This is a genomic window from Kaistella sp. (assembly GCF_041824135.1).
Lineage (GTDB): Bacteria > Bacteroidota > Bacteroidia > Flavobacteriales > Weeksellaceae > Kaistella.
Window position 1 is genome coordinate 1 of the sequence record NZ_JBGZYM010000044.1, and the last position, 16,931, is coordinate 16,931.

The 16,931-nt window shown below is 33.9% G+C and carries 18 protein-coding genes; 14 read left to right on the forward strand and 4 right to left on the reverse strand.

The genetic code is table 11. The features are described from left to right. Positions 1-142: 142 nt before the first annotated feature. The gene (nusA, locus tag ACEYOS_RS04960) at positions 143-1,390 is read right to left on the reverse strand and encodes a transcription termination factor NusA (RefSeq protein WP_373709612.1); all 1,248 of its coding nucleotides are present in this window, start codon (positions 1,388-1,390) and stop codon (positions 143-145) included. A 105-nt stretch (positions 1,391-1,495) separates the two neighbouring features. Beyond that, on the reverse strand, positions 1,496-1,963 hold the full coding sequence (gene rimP, locus ACEYOS_RS04965; RefSeq protein ID WP_373709611.1) for a ribosome assembly cofactor RimP: 468 nt from the start codon (positions 1,961-1,963) through the stop codon (positions 1,496-1,498). A 186-nt stretch (positions 1,964-2,149) separates the two neighbouring features. Here rimP and ACEYOS_RS04970 point away from each other — a divergent pair, with 186 nt between their 5' ends. The 10 genes from ACEYOS_RS04970 (at position 2,150) to ACEYOS_RS05015 (ending at position 11,054) form a co-directional block, all read left to right on the forward strand. Continuing rightward, positions 2,150-3,460 carry a UDP-glucose/GDP-mannose dehydrogenase family protein gene (locus tag ACEYOS_RS04970; protein ID WP_373709610.1) on the forward strand — a complete coding sequence of 437 codons (1,311 nt, stop codon included), beginning with the start codon at positions 2,150-2,152 and terminating at the stop codon, positions 3,458-3,460. A gap of 32 nt (positions 3,461-3,492) precedes the next feature. Then, complete coding sequence (locus ACEYOS_RS04975; RefSeq protein ID WP_373709609.1) at positions 3,493-4,470, forward strand: hypothetical protein; 978 nt, start codon at positions 3,493-3,495, stop codon at positions 4,468-4,470. Positions 4,471-4,505: 35 nt separating this feature from the next. Next, complete coding sequence (locus ACEYOS_RS04980; protein ID WP_123249264.1) at positions 4,506-5,354, forward strand: ABC transporter permease; 849 nt, start codon at positions 4,506-4,508, stop codon at positions 5,352-5,354. A gap of 88 nt (positions 5,355-5,442) precedes the next feature. Then, complete coding sequence (locus ACEYOS_RS04985; RefSeq protein ID WP_123249263.1) at positions 5,443-6,660, forward strand: ABC transporter ATP-binding protein; 1,218 nt, start codon at positions 5,443-5,445, stop codon at positions 6,658-6,660. Further along, positions 6,647-7,381 carry a glycosyltransferase gene (locus tag ACEYOS_RS04990; protein ID WP_123249262.1) on the forward strand — a complete coding sequence of 245 codons (735 nt, stop codon included), beginning with the start codon at positions 6,647-6,649 and terminating at the stop codon, positions 7,379-7,381. Before ACEYOS_RS04985 ends, ACEYOS_RS04990 begins: the two co-directional genes overlap by 14 nt. A gap of 37 nt (positions 7,382-7,418) precedes the next feature. Next, entirely contained in the window at positions 7,419-7,607 is a 189-nt protein-coding gene (locus tag ACEYOS_RS04995) for a glycosyltransferase (RefSeq protein WP_373709608.1), read from the forward strand. A gap of 81 nt (positions 7,608-7,688) precedes the next feature. Beyond that, positions 7,689-8,594 carry a glycosyltransferase family 2 protein gene (locus ACEYOS_RS05000; protein ID WP_373709607.1) on the forward strand — a complete coding sequence of 302 codons (906 nt, stop codon included), beginning with the start codon at positions 7,689-7,691 and terminating at the stop codon, positions 8,592-8,594. A gap of 116 nt (positions 8,595-8,710) precedes the next feature. Continuing rightward, positions 8,711-9,373, forward strand: coding sequence for a hypothetical protein (locus tag ACEYOS_RS05005; protein WP_373709606.1), 663 nt, complete (start codon positions 8,711-8,713; stop codon positions 9,371-9,373). Continuing rightward, positions 9,339-10,226, forward strand: a complete 888-nt coding sequence (locus ACEYOS_RS05010; RefSeq protein WP_373709605.1) for a glycosyltransferase — start codon at positions 9,339-9,341, stop codon at positions 10,224-10,226. The genes ACEYOS_RS05005 and ACEYOS_RS05010 overlap by 35 nt, the downstream gene beginning before the upstream one ends. Positions 10,227-10,229: 3 nt before the next feature. After that, the gene (locus ACEYOS_RS05015) at positions 10,230-11,054 is read left to right on the forward strand and encodes an alpha-1,2-fucosyltransferase (protein WP_373709604.1); all 825 of its coding nucleotides are present in this window, start codon (positions 10,230-10,232) and stop codon (positions 11,052-11,054) included. On the opposite strand, the gene ACEYOS_RS05020 is transcribed toward ACEYOS_RS05015, so the two are convergent. After that, the gene (locus ACEYOS_RS05020) at positions 11,055-12,050 is read right to left on the reverse strand and encodes a glycosyltransferase (protein ID WP_373709603.1); all 996 of its coding nucleotides are present in this window, start codon (positions 12,048-12,050) and stop codon (positions 11,055-11,057) included. A 133-nt stretch (positions 12,051-12,183) separates the two neighbouring features. Between ACEYOS_RS05020 and ACEYOS_RS05025 the strand changes: the two genes are divergently transcribed. The 3 genes from ACEYOS_RS05025 (at position 12,184) to ACEYOS_RS05035 (ending at position 15,242) form a co-directional block, all read left to right on the forward strand. Then, a complete protein-coding gene (locus tag ACEYOS_RS05025; protein ID WP_373709602.1) occupies positions 12,184-13,005 on the forward strand; it encodes a glycosyltransferase family 2 protein in 822 nt (273 codons plus the stop codon). 73 nt (positions 13,006-13,078) lie between these two features. Next, positions 13,079-14,098 carry a glycosyltransferase family 2 protein gene (locus ACEYOS_RS05030; protein ID WP_373709601.1) on the forward strand — a complete coding sequence of 340 codons (1,020 nt, stop codon included), beginning with the start codon at positions 13,079-13,081 and terminating at the stop codon, positions 14,096-14,098. Between the two features lie 4 nt (positions 14,099-14,102). Then, entirely contained in the window at positions 14,103-15,242 is a 1,140-nt protein-coding gene (locus ACEYOS_RS05035; RefSeq protein WP_373709600.1) for a glycosyltransferase, read from the forward strand. Between the two features lie 29 nt (positions 15,243-15,271). On the opposite strand, the gene ACEYOS_RS05040 is transcribed toward ACEYOS_RS05035, so the two are convergent. Beyond that, positions 15,272-16,102, reverse strand: a complete 831-nt coding sequence (locus ACEYOS_RS05040) for a carbohydrate deacetylase (RefSeq protein WP_373709599.1) — start codon at positions 16,100-16,102, stop codon at positions 15,272-15,274. A gap of 265 nt (positions 16,103-16,367) precedes the next feature. Here ACEYOS_RS05040 and ACEYOS_RS05045 point away from each other — a divergent pair, with 265 nt between their 5' ends. Continuing rightward, positions 16,368-16,928 carry an acyltransferase gene (locus ACEYOS_RS05045; RefSeq protein ID WP_373709598.1) on the forward strand — a complete coding sequence of 187 codons (561 nt, stop codon included), beginning with the start codon at positions 16,368-16,370 and terminating at the stop codon, positions 16,926-16,928. Positions 16,929-16,931 lie beyond the last annotated feature (3 nt).

Below are 16,931 nucleotides of genomic sequence, written 5' to 3' on the forward strand. Positions count from 1 at the left end.
AATTCTACGAGCCTTGTCATCGAAATATTAAATTCCTTAACCGCTTTGTTTAATCTAATTTTTGGCATGTATACTTTATACTTTTATTTTAATTTTTGCAAAGTTAACCTATTTTAACTTTATATAGAGTTTTTAGAAAAACTTAGTCTTCTAACTCCTCTTTCAGGATTCGTTTTACCTCCTCAATGGTTTCTTCTTCTAAGTCAGTAATGCTTAAAAGCGATTCTGTTTCTTTATCTAAAATACTTTTCGCAGTATTCAATCCTACTTTACGGAACTCATCGATAATCCACTGTTCGATATCGCCTTCTTCAGTCCCTGCGAATTCTCTTAATTCGACATCATCATCTTCACTCGCCTCTCTATAAACATCAATATCATAACCGCTTAACCAAGATGCCAACCTGATGTTTTGTCCTTGCTTACCAATCACTCTTGAAATCTCTTCAACTGGAGTATAAACTAACGCGTAGTTGGTCTCTTCGTTGATTTCAATTTTATTAATGGTAATGTTTCCTAAAGCTCTTTTCACCATGATCTCAGGGTTTTTTGACCACTGAATCACATCGATATTTTCGTTTTTCAATTCTCTCACCACACCGTGGATTCTAGAACCTTTCACTCCAACACAAGCTCCAACCGGATCAATTCTGTCATCATAAGCATCAACCGCGATTTTTGCTTTCTCCCCAGGAATACGAACTACTTTTTTCAAAATAATGGTACCGTCCTGGATTTCTGGAATTTCCATTTCCAATAATTTCTCCAAAAATCGAGGTGCCGTTCTCGACACAATAATTTGTGGTTTTGAACCTTTAAAGTCAACACTTTCTACAATGGCACGAATGCTTTCTCCTTTTTTAAAGAAGTCAGAAGGAATTTGATTTTCTTTTGGCAAGATGAATTCATTATCATCATCATCTAACAAAATAACATGTTTGTGACGAATATGGTGAACTTCACCCATTACGATCTCGCCGATCTTATCTCTAAACTGATCGTATAAAACCGCATTATTATGTTCCTGAAGTTTCGTTGCTAAAATTTGTTTCAGCGTTAAAATACTTCTTCTTCCTAATTGTTCAATCGGAATTTCCACAGAAAAATCATCCCCAATTTCGAAAGTTGGATCTATTTTTTTTGCTTCTGAGATCTCAATTTCTAAATCATCATCTTCAGACATTTCGTCTGCAACAATTTCTTTATTTAAAAATATCTGAAAATCTCCTTTATCAGGATTTACAATGACATCAAAATGATCATCAGAATCAAATCTCTTTCTTAAAAGAGTTTTCAATGAGTCTTCGATAATCGCCATCAGGTCAATTTTGCTGATGTTTTTGTCTTCTTTGAAATCGCCAAATGCTTCAATCAATGCTAAACCGTCCATTTATATATGTTTTGTTTTAGGTTCGAAATATAAAGTTTTTACGCTTTAAATTTAATTCAATTTATCATAAAAGAGTGCCTAATTAAAAATTATCACTCTTTTGTTTTAGAACTTTATCGCAACAAGTGCTTTTTTAATATCGGAATAAGGAATTTCGCGTTCTTCAACTACATCCATTTTTCCTTTCCCTAAGTCTTTCGGTTTTCGGTATTTTAAAACCAAAGTAATGCTCTCTTCTTCAACTTTAATCAATTCTCCTTCAATTTCTGAAGAATCATTCATCAATAACTCGAGAGATCGTCCAATATTTTTTCGATATTGTCTTGGCGAAGATAGCGGCTCACTTAAGCCTGCACTCATCACTTCCATAGAAAAATCATGTTCGTCACGATCCATATTGAATTCGATCGCACGACTCGCATCTAAACAGTCCTGAAGGGTAACGCCATCATCACCATCCAGAATTACTCTTATATGATCAGTCACAGAAAATTTAATATCGATCAAAAATAGATCTTCCCTTTCTGCTAAAAAATCGTTTAATAGTTGTTCTACCTGCGTTCTAATTTCCATAATTTCTAAAATACTCTTACGAAAAAAGGCATTCTTCCGAAGGCCTTTTCATTATAATTTTTGTAAATCCGTTGCAAATATACACAATTTTAATAAAATGACAAAATAATTGCATATTATTGAAAGTGCAATAAACAGGCAACAAACGATTAATTCTTATATTTGCCGAAATAAAAAAACTCAATTGTGAATATTACAATCGTTGGAACAGGCTACGTTGGTTTGGTTACAGGAACTACTCTGGCAGAATTAGGAAACACGGTTTACTGTGTGGACATTGATGCTAAAAAAGTAGAACGCATGAAGCAAGGAGTCGTGCCAATCTATGAACCCGGTTTGGAGGAAATGTTTCTGAGAAATATTCAAGCACAACGATTATTTTTCACAACTGATATTAAAGAAGCACTCGACAAAAGTGAAGTGATTTATCTTGCTTTACCAACGCCACCGGGAGAAGATGGTTCTGCCGATCTTTCTTACGTACTTTCCGTGGCCAACCAAATTGGAGAATTGCTGACGGAATACAAAGTCATTGTGAATAAATCAACGGTTCCTGTGGGCACGGCTGATAAAGTTCGCGAAACTATTGCAGCTAAAACATCCGTCGAATTTGACGTTGTTTCTAATCCCGAATTTTTAAGAGAAGGTTTTGCGGTAGAAGATTCTATGAATCCGGCCCGGGTGATTGTCGGCAGCGAATCTGAAAAGGCACAGGAAATCATGGCTAAAATTTATCAGCCTTTTACCAACACAGGAATTCCTATTATTTTTATGGATGAGAAATCATCTGAACTGACAAAGTATGCCGCAAATTCGTTCTTAGCAGTAAAGATTACTTTTATGAATGAAATCGCGAATTACTGTGAAAAAGTAGGAGCTGATGTTGATAAAGTGCGTTTGGGAATGGGTTCTGATGACCGAATTGGACACCGCTTTCTCTTCCCCGGAATTGGATATGGCGGGAGCTGTTTTCCGAAAGATGTAAAAGCTTTAATAAAATCCGGCAAACAGGAAGGTTTTGATTTTCAAATTCTGGAAGCGACCGAAGAAGTCAATCAGGCGCAGAAAATTATTTTGGTTTCTGAAATTGAAAAGTATTTCGAGGGTGATTTAAAAGGCAAAAAGATTGCAATGTGGGGCTTGGCCTTTAAAGCGAATACTGATGATATCAGAGAAGCCTCATCTTTGGATAATATTAAACTGCTTTTAGAGAAAGGCGCAGAAATCACGGCGTACGATTCAATTGCAGAAGAAAATGTGCGTAATGTACTTGGTGATCAAATATCATATGCTCAGGACATGTATTCTACTTTAGAAAACGCAGACTGTCTTTTGATCGCAACGGAGTGGAGTGAATTCAAAAATCCGAACTTTGAACTGATGGCGCAGAAAATGAAAAGCAAAGTCATCTTTGACGGAAGGAATATGTTTGCTTTGGAACAATTAGAAGATACTGGATTTTTCTACAAGTCGATCGGAAGAAAAACATTAAAATAAAATTTCGGAATCAGTAATTAGAACGTTTACACTTGAAATTAAATTTATTTTCAAAACTCATTTTTTCGATACTATTGGCTTTTACGGTCAACAGTTTTGTGTATTTCGGATTTGCCAATATTTATTCGTCCAAAATTTTAAATATTCAAAGTTTTCAGGAGCAGTTTCAGTCAGGCATTTATCAGTACCGTATTTTGAGTGGATATTTGCTCATAGCAGTTTATGATTTCCTTTCCACTCTAAATTTCGATTACGGAATTTTCAAATTAAAGTTTCTACAACCCGATTCGGAACCGCAAATGTATTTATCAATCTATATTCTAAATACATTTTTTCTGATACTTTTCGCCGGACTAATGGTTTTAATAACCGAAACTAAAACTTTCGTTGCGACTTCTTCGGAGAAATTATTAATAACAGCTTTATCAATTTTCGCCATAGGTCTTTCTCAATTCGTGATCGTTCCATATGATATTTCCAGCTACTTTTTCCTGGCGCTTTTCTTTTTCTTCCTTTTAAAATATTTAAAGGATCAATCTTCTTCCATCTTAATGGTGTTAGGCGTCATTATATTGATTTCAACATTAAATCGCGAATCGTCAGCACTTTCATTGTCCTTAGCTGCAACATTGTTATATGGGAAATTCGGTTTAAAAAAAGAAACTTTGAAACCGATTTTATTTTTAGGCCTGATCTTTATCGGGGTGTATTTGGGATTGAGATTCATCAATGAAAATTTTTCCACCAATGATGGAAATCTTTTACTCCAGAATTTCACACAACCTAAAAACATCTTAGGGATTATGTTTTGGCTGGTGTTCTTTATTTTCACATTAATGTTAGCAAAAGACAAAAATGCAATCAGAGCGATTTGTTTGTTTCATTTTCTTTCTTTCCCCTACATCATTTTATGTTTTTACACGGGAATCCTTTATGAAGTCCGTCTATATATTCCACTATTTCTCACCTCTCTTTTGCTGAGCAGAACGGAACTTTCAAGAATTGAATAATTTACCTTAATTTTGCGAAAAATTTATTTACACAAATGACCGAACCTCAACAACAATGGACGGAAACCATCGAATCCAGCCACTCTCTTTTTGACCTCAAATTAAAAGAAGTCTGGCGGTACAAAGATTTGGTTTATATGTTTGTGAAACGGGATTTTGTGTCGGGATTTAAGCAAACGATTTTGGGTCCGATATGGTTTTTCATTAACCCTATTTTCACGACTCTGGTTTATTTAATTGTTTTTGGAAACATCGCCAATTTATCTACTGATGGCGCTCCGAAAGTTCTCTTTTATCTTGCCGGTGTTACATTGTGGAACTATTTTTCTTCCTGCTTAACCGGAACCTCAAATGTTTTTACAGGCAATGCCTCCATTTTTGGAAAAGTGTATTTCCCCCGATTGGTGATGCCACTAACCGTTGTGATCTCAAACCTCATGCGCTTTGGCGTACAGATGGGGCTTTTTCTCATCGCTTTCTTTTACTACTATTTTAAAGGAGAAGTTCAACCGAATATCTGGATTTTGGCCACGCCTTTTTTAATTATTTTAATGGCAGCCTTCGCATTGGGTATGGGAATGATATTTTCTTCTTTGACGACGAAATACCGGGACATCCAGATGCTTTTAGGATTTGGTGTGAGTTTATTCATGTATGTAACTCCAGTTATTTATCCACTTTCTGCACTTCCCGAACGGTTTAAAGCAATTGCATACTATAATCCCCTTTCCGGAATTTTTGAATGTTTCAAATATGCCTGGCTTGGCGTAGGAGATTTCTCCGCTGCTATGTTATTAACCAGCAGTGTCATTATCTTCATTTTATTAGCGATCGGAACTGTGGTATTTAATAAAGTTGAGAAAAGCTTTATGGATACGGTTTAGAAGAGCCAAGTAAAAAGTAAAAAGAACCAATTAAAATTGTGATTAAAAGCAGTCTCAATAATTTTAAAAATTTATTAAAGAAAATAAAATGCTGGCATTAAAGGCAGAGAACATATCAAAACAATACCGGCTCGGACAGGTTGGAACAGGCACGCTGTCGCATGACTTGAACCGCTTTTGGCATCAGGTGCGCGGAAAAGAGGATCCTTATTTGAAAATTGGGGAAACAAACGACCGCAGTTCTAAAGGAAACAGTGACTATGTTTGGTCTTTACGCGATATAAATTTCGAAATTGAACAGGGCGATGCCGTAGGAATTATTGGCAGAAACGGTGCGGGAAAATCGACTTTGCTAAAATTATTAAGTAAGGTCACCAAACCCACAACCGGAAAAATTTACACCAATGGAAGAATCGCTTCTTTGTTAGAAGTAGGCACGGGTTTTCACCCGGAGATGACAGGTCGGGAAAACATCTATCTAAACGGAGCCATTCTCGGAATGACCCGAAAGGAAATCAAGCGCAAATTTGATGAAATAGTCGATTTCTCCGGTGTAGAAAGATATATTGACACGCCTGTAAAAAGATATTCGTCTGGAATGTATGTGCGTTTGGCATTTGCCGTCGCTGCGCATTTGGAGTCAGAGATTCTGATTGTTGACGAAGTTTTAGCAGTTGGTGACGCGGAGTTTCAGAAAAAGTGTTTGGGAAAAATGGGCGATGTGAGTAAGGGAGAAGGGCGGACGGTTTTGTTTGTGAGTCATAATATGGCGGCAGTAAAAACTCTTTGCAGAAAAGGTATTTTATTAGAGAATGGTTCTATTGCTATGGAGGGAGACATAAATCAGACCGTCGAAAGATACTTTGACTATAATACCGGAGGATCATTTAACAAGCACCTCTTCATTCCTAAAGACAGCTACTTTTTAAATAAAATTGAAATAAAATCTTCGATAAAAAACATATTTGAAAGTGGGGATGATCTTACCTTTGAAATTGAACTGAATGATAAATTTCCAGATTTGCTAATAGATATTGGACTGTATGATACATTTGAGGAAAAACTATTCAACATGTCCACTTCTTATTTTGAAATGGATACATCTAGAAAAAAGTTAATTTGCCGCTTCAAAAATATTTTACTGGAAGGAAATTATTATATTAATCTCCTGCTAACAGATAAGAGAAAAAGAGAACATTATAGCAAATGTCTAATGTTTAGTGTATTAAATGGAGATTTCTATGGGCAAGGCAAACTTCCCGAAAAGATCCCCTCAAAAATCTTGATTGATCATGAATGGAAATAATAACAAAAAAATCACAGTTGTAATTGCGTCCTACAAATATGGTCATTTAGCAGCACATTGCATTGAGAGTATTTTGTCGCAAACAAGGATTCCGGACAGAATTTTATTCGTTGATGATGGTATTGGAGATTGTAATCATTTGCCAAAAATTTATAAGAATGTTGAGTATGTTTTACGGAAAAAAAACTTGGGCACGGTTCATAATTTCCAGGATATGTTGGACAGAGTAGATACTGAATTATGTTTATTCGTAGGTGCAGACAACTGGTTACGTTCAGATGCTATTGAAAAACTACTTTTAACAGACGCTGATATTGTGACCTATGATATTATTGTCACCGGAGAAATTAAGGATGAAATTTACGAAGGTTTTTCAGAAGATATGTACAATTATCAGGGCGATTATTATTGGAAAAGAAATGGACTTCATCATGGCTCAATGATGTATAATGTAGCAAAGGCAAAGAAGATCGGCTATAAAAAACTTAGAGAAGGTCATGCCTACACATCTGAAGATCTCAATTTATGGAATGGCATGTTGGCAGATGGTGCTACGGTGGAGTATATTAAAGAAGGCTTGTTATATTACCGCAGACACAAGGAAAACTATAATAAATATGGAAAATATTATAAAAGTAAAGACTCTGATCTCCATCCAATAATAAAAAAAATAAAGAAGATATATTACAAAATTAGATATAATTACACCATTGTAGATTGACATAAATTCTAATAGATAAATCTTTATTAAAAAGCACATGAATATTTTCTGTATTGTCGTAATTTATAATGGCACACAAAACAACTGGATTGAAAAATGCCTTTCCAGTATTCTTAATTCTAGTATTCCAATCACTATTATAGCGGTAGATAACAACTCTAATGATGATAGTACGTCCTATATTAAAACGCATTTCCCGGAAGTACAACTTATCGAAATCTATTGAAAACATTAGGTTTTTTTCCCCTTTTAAAAATAGGAAAACGAAAATATATAACTTCAATTAATTTGATATATTCAATTCTACATGAATAAGCTTGCTATTGTTATCCCTTATTACAAGTTAGATTTCTTCGAAGAAACGCTAAAATCGGTGGCAGCGCAAACTGATAGAAACTTCACGCTGTATATTGGTAATGATGCGAGCCCGGATGACCCGCTTCCTTTAATCCAAAAACACTTCTCCGATAATGAATTTAAGTACTACCATTACAGTAAAAATGTGGGAGGCACCAATCTCGCTTTACAGTGGGAAAGAATATTGGAAAATGTAACGGAGGAGTGGTTTCAGATCTTAGGAGATGATGACGTGATCAGTGCTAATTTCGTTGAAGAATTTTACACCCATTTGAATCAGATTGAAAAAAACAAAATTAATGTAATTAAATTCTCCCAGGCATTGATGGATGGGCACAGTATCATCTTAACTTCATATACACATTTAAAAACCATTACCCATTACCGTGATATTTGGACGGATATCTTTAGTAAACGAGAACGTAGCAGCCTATCTGAAAATATATTCCGAACATCTGAATATAAAAAATACAAATTTAAAAAGTATCCATTGGCATGGTACTCTGACGATATGGCAATTTTAGAAATATCTAATTTCAAAAATATTTTCTTTATAGAAACTGCTCAAGTACAAGTTCGAATATTTGAAAAAAGCATTTCAGGAATGACCGACGACGAAGTTTATAATAAAAAGAAAGAATGGGCGAGATTATATTTTTATGAGGACATTTTAAAGAAATTTAAACTGTTGCCCAAAAAAGATATAGAACCTCTGTTAAAGTTCTACCTGAGCATATGTTGGAATTTGCGAGAAAGCAAAATAATTAATTTAATACCTTTATACTTCCACATCGGTAAACCGTTAAAAATTTTAACCATTCCTTACAAAATACTTTTATTAAATAGAAATAAATGAGGTATCTGAAAATTCTATATCGGTTTTTTCTTCTTCAGAGTTCCTTAATCCGGGCTCAGCGAAAAAATCCCCTTTCCATTCCTATTATTATCATTAATTTTAATCAAGTATTTTATTTGAAAAAACAAGTGGACTTCTATTTGAGTCGCGGTTTTGAAAATATCGTTATCATTGATAATAATTCTTCATTTCCGCCTCTGATGGAGTATTATAAGGAAATCCGTGATTTGGTGAAAATAGAATATATGGAAAAAAACTTTGGTCATTTGGTTTTTTTTAAAAATAAAATTCTCCAAAAAAAATATGGTGAAGGATATTTTGTGATCACCGATGCAGACATTGTTCCGAACAAAAATTTACCTACAAATTTCATGAATATTCTAATCCAAAAGTTGCATCAATATTTTGACACAGTAAATAAAGTTGGTTTCGCCCTGGAAATCAGCAATATCCCCAATTATTTCCCCTATAAAGAAGAGGTGTTAACCTGGGAAAATAAACATTGGGAAAATGAAATAGAGAAAGAATGCTATCAGACTAAGATTGACACTACTTTCGCACTATATAAGCCAAACTACCCACGTAGATTTAGTGGTATAAATTTTTATAGTGGGTTACGTATTGCTGGAAATTTTACTGCATTTCATGGGGGATGGTATAAAAACCCAAATCAACTAACAGAAGAAGAGAAATTTTACGAGGAACAAGCCAGCTCCTCGGCTTCCTGGACAAAAATAAAATCTGATGAGCAAATTAGCGATCGTTATTCCTTACTATAAAATTGAGTTTTTTAATCAATGCTTGAAGTCTTTAAATAATCAAAGCAATAAAAATTTCACCGTTTATATTGGAGATGATTTTAGCGATAAAGACCCAAGCGATATCATTAATCTTTACAATAACACTTTAAGTATAAAATATACAAGATTCTCAAACAACTTGGGGCATCAATTTCTTACTAAACAATGGGATCGATGTATTGACTTGACCGAAAATGAGGAGTGGATTATGCTCTTAGGAGATGATGATATGATTTCTGAAAATTTGGTAGAAGATTTTTACGAAAATTTAAATGAAATAAACGAAAACAATTACCAACTGCTACGAGCAAACGTTACTGAAATTAACGATGTGGGGGAAACTTTAAGATCTTTTAAATATCCACGGACAGAAAAAGCGGCAGAAAGTTACATAAAAAAGATTACTCAAAACTATCACATTTCACTTCCCGAATATATTTTCCGGAAAAAGTCATATGAAAAATATGGTTTTAAACATTTCCCATTTGCATTTGGAAGCGATAATGTAGCTTGGCTAGAGTTCAGTGAAGGTAAAGATATTTATACACTACCACATGCATGGTGCATCATAAGAACATCTGAATTAAGCATATCAGGGAATAGTAGAAATATTAATGAAAAGATTTATGCCATGTACTTGACTAAAAAATATATAATCAATAATCTTTTTAATGAGTTTATTCCAATACAAAAAACTGTGATAATTTCAGAAGCTTATCAAAACTTATTATTTTATAATAAAAAGCTCTATAAGGAACGTTTTACTTTTGTTTTAAAAAACATGAAATACCTTACTCTATCGCAATCTTATAATTTTTTTTTCAAATTATAAAATATGGAAAACAAAAAATCTTCTGACCTTTGGAGAAAAAAAACATATAGATTGGTGAAGAATCTTCTCTCAGCCATTACATTTTATCAACCCAAACTAATTCTAATTATTCCCGAAAGTACACGCTTTGGAAATCACCTTTATTTTTATTTACATATTTGGAAAGAGAGATCCCGTGGTATAAATGCATATATTTCACATAATGAAAATATGGAGTATTGGTTTCAATTTTTTCCGCAATTAAAAGAATTTGTCATCCATAAAAATGAAATAAAAAAACTAGACCGTAAAATTAAAAATTCTTCTTTCTATCAAAATTATAATATAGACTTTACCGCGACTGAACTGAAGCTCTTTATTGACAAATACTTGAGTCTAGAAATACATAAAATACAAGACTGTGATTTTGATCTGGTTATTAATGTAAGAAGAGGTGACTTTTACATTTCAGAACACGTTGGAATGTATGGTTTTAATCAGAGGGAATATATAAAAACCGCGCTATTAAAAGTTGACTTTAGATCGATAAAAAATGTTGTAGTAGTAAGCGATGATATTACTTGGTGCAAAACCAACCTATCCTTTATTAGGGAATATGTTAAAGAATTTACTTTTCAGAAAAACGAACCTATCATCAATTTTCTAACACTTGCAAGAGGCAAAAAAATAATTTTAGCTAATTCTACCTTCTCATACTGGGCAGCATATATCAATGAAAACTCAAGTGATAATACTGAAATAATTGCGCCTAATTTTCACGCTCATCATGTACAAAAAGGAAAGCCCATTCAGGCGACCCCGATGTGGGAACTGATTGACGTAACATAATTACCTTCCCCATCGCCATTTAAACAACTTTAATCCTAAATAAGTAGGCAGTCGATTAAACAAATCAGCTTTTTTAATAGACTTCGAAAATCTGTTAGAAAAATAATCCATACAATTTAATTTAGTGAGGGTTTTGTAATTACAATAGCTTTCTTTCCAAAGTTGCTCATTTTTCTGCGCTCTCCAATTCATTATCAAAGTAATATTTTTGAACTCTATCAAATGTAATAGAATCAAATGCCTACGTTCCGAGCTTTTTTCTGATTTAAGGCAAGCGTCTATCTCCGACGCAATGGTCATCCAGTTATCAAAATGTTTTTTATTTCTGTTATGGATCACAGAATTTTCATGAAGAAAATATTGATATGTTTTTTCTTGCACAAATCCAATCGACTCTAATTTCAAACCGACCTGAAAGCTATGTAAAGCATCTTGCGCATATAATCCTGGAGTAAAGTACAGCTTATTATTTCTTAGAAAGTTCACACTGATTAGTTTATTCCAAGATGTGGTTGGGTATTTTCCCTTCACAAATGCTTCAAATATAACTATATTACCTTTCAAAGATTTCTCCTCTGCATCTATTTTAAACATATCTGACGTTACCCCTGTATTGACATTAACAGTCTCAACATTCCCAACAACCAAATCCATCTGACTTTCTTCTGCGCATCCAACCATCACTGCGATTGTTTCTGGAAAAAGTTGATCATCACTGTCTAAAAAGAAAATATATTTCCCCTTAGCGGTATCAATTCCTTTATTTCTCACCACTGAAAGTCCTGAATTTTTTGCTAAGTGTATAATTCTCCAATTTTCAAGTTGATGTTTTTGAATGAATTCCTCTGCAATTTGCACACTGTTATCAGGAGTCTGATCATTAATCAACGTCACTTCGATATGAGCATAACTCTGCAACCGAACGGATTCCAGACAAGCTTCCAAAAAATCGGCGCAATTATAAATAGGAATGGATATCGTGACTAGAGGATTCATCAATTTCATTTGTTCAAAAATACTTAATAATTCTTAAATTCATACATTTGAAAAGTTGAAAAAAATTAATGCAAATAATATCTTGCGGCAATCTTTCAAACAATGATTAATCGTCTTTATTTAAAAACTACAAATGCTATTCTCTATCCTTGTTGCACATTATAATAATTTTGAATATTTCAAAGATTTTTATAAAAGTGTTCTTGCTCAAACCTATCAAAATTTTGAAATCATCATTGTTGATGATCGATCTACCGATGATTCATTAGAAAAGATAAAAAAGTACACGGCGGAGGATTCGAGAGTGAAAATTTTCGAAAATGAAACAAATAGAGGTGTTGGCTTTACGAAAGGAAAATGCGTAGAAATGGCCAGTGGCGAAATTTGTGGATTTATAGACCCTGACGATGCGGTAACAGAAAACGCGCTGGATTTAAGTATTCAAACTTATCTGGAAAATCCTGAAATTGTAGGAACATATTCTCAGATCATGTTATGTGATAACTTGCTTCACCCACAAAAGGTTTACAACAGAACCCGAAAAGTAACTAACGGAAAACCGCTTTTCTTCAACATTAATAATGAGATCTCCCATTTCTTCACGTTCCGCAAAAAATCTTATGTGAAAACGGAAGGAATCAATCCGAATCTTAGTGCTTCGGAAGATTTTGATCTGTATTTAAAAATATACGAAGTTGGTGACTTATTTTACATTCCAAAACCGCTCTATTTCTACCGACTACACGAGCAAGGAATTTCTCAGGGTCAGTTAAAAAAGGAAATAGTTCACAGGAACTGGGACACCATGTTGATGGAGGCTTGTAAACGTAGAAACATTACTAAAATCGGAAAAGTTACTTTAGCTGAAAATTGTGCTTTATCAAAAATTATATTTGAAAACGAAAATACATTAGTAGCCAAAGTTAAAAGAAAGATAGCCACATTTTTACAGTGATCATTTCCGGACTGATTACTTTTTAAAAATCTACTTTTATTAATTATATTCGCACAAATATTCGTGCTCTCCAATGGTAACTATCCTCATCAAATCCTTTAATCGCCCATTTTATCTGGACCGTTGTTTAGCCAGCATTTATCGATTTGTAAAGGGGGATTATGCAATTAAGATTTTAGATGACGGCACGCCCGAAAAATATTTGAATAAAATTAAATCGAAATATCCGGAAGTTGACATTCAACGATCCCCAAAATATGGTCAAAAAGTTAAAAAAATTCAGGAAAAATTACAGGGTGGAAAAGAAATAGATGGATTTCAGATCCCAACTCAAATGTGGATCGATGCCGTAAAAAGATCCACTGATTTCGTTTTGGTTACTGAAGATGATGTTTGGTTTACAAAACCAGTTGAGTTGGAGGATATAACAATGCAGATGAAAACTCATGACATCGATTTGGTAAAATTAGGTTGGCATGGAAATACAGACTCTTTTACAGAATTGGACACCACAATGATTTCCGGTGATTTAAACCGTTCTTATCCAAAAAAATTATTTACTTCCAACCGTTTGGTGATGGATCTGTTTATGCATAATAAATTCAAATTTTTCTCTCTTTTGTATCGATTGGGTTTAGTTGATCATGGTACGCAACAGAAATATTGGCAACTCAATTCTATTTTGATGGGTGTTTGGCAAAAAGACTATTGGTTATACATTTGGAAAGATATGGACGGTAGAGTTGACGAGAAAACGCAATTGCGAAATGCAGCTGTTTGGTTTCATCAACGTAAAAAAAATCTCAACATTGTGGCGATGAGCCGGGAAGAATGTATGAAAACAACTTTTCAGTCTTCAGCAACAAACTCTTATCATCAATCAGATTTTGATTTTGATGTCAATTACTTTAATCACTTAATCAATGAAGCTTGGTTTAATGAATCCTTTGATGTCATGCAAAACTTCCCAAATGATTTCAGTTTAAGTTACTTTGAGCAGTTTTTAGATGAGAAAGTTAACTTAGAAGAATTTCAAAAGTGGGTTGCACAATTTAAAGATCTATACAGAAACTTAGGTGCGATCGTAGACTAAACCAATGGAAAAAAATATACCTAAAAAGAAAATTCTATTCCGAAACCGCTCCTTGGAGATGGGTGGAATCGAGAATGTATTGTTGACTATTTTAAATCATCTGGATCAATCAAAGTTTGAAATTACTTTGCTGCTCAACTATGAACAGGGTGAATTTCTAGGCAGAGTTCCGGAAGGGATAAGGGTTTTGAGTATTGGAAAGGGCACCCATACTTTTTCTAAAAATAAGATTACTTACCTAATACAAAAGAGTTTGCGAAGATTAAACTATCACTGGTTTCAAAAAAACCCTAAAGCTTTTTATAGAAAAAATCAACTTTTAGATTTGGATTTTGAGGTAGCCTTCAGCCATTATATGTTTGAAGACATTTTACAAAGTCCGAATCTAAAAAGTAAAAAACTATTTTGGTTTCACGGTGATTTAAGAAATTCTGGATTTACCGTTGAAGAAAATAACCGATTTGTGCATCAAATGGCGCAATTTGATACCGGTGTTTTTGTTTCTCAATTTTCTAAAAACATTATTGAAAAGACTTGGGGAGTTGTTTTAAATAATTCAAAGGTCATTTTTAATCTGATGCCCATAAATGAAATTCTGGAAAAATCAAAGCAGACCCAGCAGGATTTTGCTACAATTGATTTCGTTTCTGTTGGCAGATTATTTCGTCAAAAAGGTTTTAAAGATTTGCTGTCGGCACACATTCGTTTAATTAAAGAAGGATATGCCATTAAAACTCTGTTGATTGGCGAAGGCAATCAACGCGCGGAATTAGAAAAAACAATTCAAGATAATAACGTGTCAGACAGCTTTATTTTAGGTGGCTATCAACAGAATCCCTACTTTTATATAAAGACGGCAGCCTGTTTTATTTTACCTTCTTATAGTGAAGGTTATCCTTTAGTGATCGCAGAATCATTATTGCTCGAAACTTACGTATTATCTACTAGTGTCGGAGGAATACCGGAACTTATAGAATCAAAAGATGAGGGAATATTATTTCCACCTGGACCTGAACACGTTTACAGCGCGATGAAAAAAGTGTTAACAGATAGAAGCTTTCTTCAAAAGAATAGCGACGCCAAACAAAAAATAATAAATAGAAATCAACACACGCTCGATCAATTGCACGAACTCTTTAGTTGAACTTAAGTTGCATGAATCGAGGAGACTTCTTAAACATCCCGATTAGCAAAGTGTTCAAATCTCTCATCAAAGCACAGATCATATTCTGATTTTCGATGATCATCTTTTAAAAATTTTACAAAACGTTCATCTAAACTTTTAAAATATTCTGCTGAATCTAAACCTAAAATTGACGGATGAACCATGACTTCTACCGTCTCATAAGTTTTATTGTTTTGTAAAAAAGAAAATAAATTCTTTCCATTGATTTCGCAGGTATTTAACATCGAATAAAACCCTACTTCCCCGGAATTTTCATTAAATAAAGAAAGAAATTTTAACAGGAATAATTTTATAACATTTGCGAAAGAGGCCGTTCTGCCATTGAACTGATAACTTTCAAAGATGTTCTCATTAATTTCACGCACCCGTTGAATATTGTACTTCTTTGCTAATTTCCGTACAATCTTATTGATGGATGGAATAATATGTACATGTTCATGTCCGTCAATATGAGAAATATTTACACCAGCCTTTTTGATTTTCAAAATCTGGAGTTCAATTTCTTTTTCTAAATCCTCTAAAACTTTTTTAGTTTTTCTCCGAAACAATAATGTGACGAACGTATTTTTAAGTTCACCGTTGATCGACAATATATTCCCAGAAAGAAGTGCTGCAGCACAGGTGAGATTAACATGAACGCCAACTTTCAGTTGAGGACAATTTGGAATTATTTCTGAAATCGCATGATCAAAATAAGCGGTATTCGCCATTAAGCTTGCATGGCTTAGATATCCTTCGGTATTTGCCTTTAAAATCGCTTCATTCACCCCTTTCGAGAAACCAAGATCATCAGCGTTAAGAATTATTTTTTTTACCATTTATTGGAAGTTACGATTGTATCTTTTATTCAAATTAAATACTCTTCATTAATATATTAAAAATAAAATATAATTGTCCTAAAGTGTAGTTCTGGGAATTACTTTTTTTAAGTTCTGTAAAAATGCATCTAAAATATTTTAAATCCAATAATCGCTACCTATTTTCCCTATAAAATGACATTGTCAAAATCAGAACTTCTATTTTAGAAAACTACATTTCTCCCAAAAAACGCAGTATATTTGCTATGCCAGCAAAAACCCACAGATGAATTTACCCTATCGAATCATTTTAAAAATCCATACCATTTGTACGGAACTGCGCGATAAAGCCTATATCGAAATCTGCAAATCCCGAGGTTTAAAAGTAGGTAAAGACGTCGTCTTTATCGAAGCGCCAAAGTTTGGATCTGAACCATATCTGATAGAAATCGGTGACCGCACGAAGATCACGGCAAACTGCACTTTCATTAATCACGACGGTGCAATGTACGTCATCCGCTCGATGGAAAAATACCGGGACGCCAGAAATTTCGGCCCAATAAAAATTGGGAAAAATTGCTTTATCGGAAATAACTGTACGATTCTTCCTGGCGTTGAAATGGGTGATAATTGTATTTTAGGAGCGGGTTCTGTCCTTAACTCTTCCACTCCAGCCAATTCTGTTTTTGCCGGAACTCCAGCGAAATTCATTTGTACCATTGAAGAATATGGAAATAAAGCCCTGAAAAACAATGTAATGTATCCACGCGAACTCGAACAAAATCGTCGGAGTTTAGATGCTTACATCAAAGAGAATCTTGCTCACACTTACAAACCTGTAAAATAATTC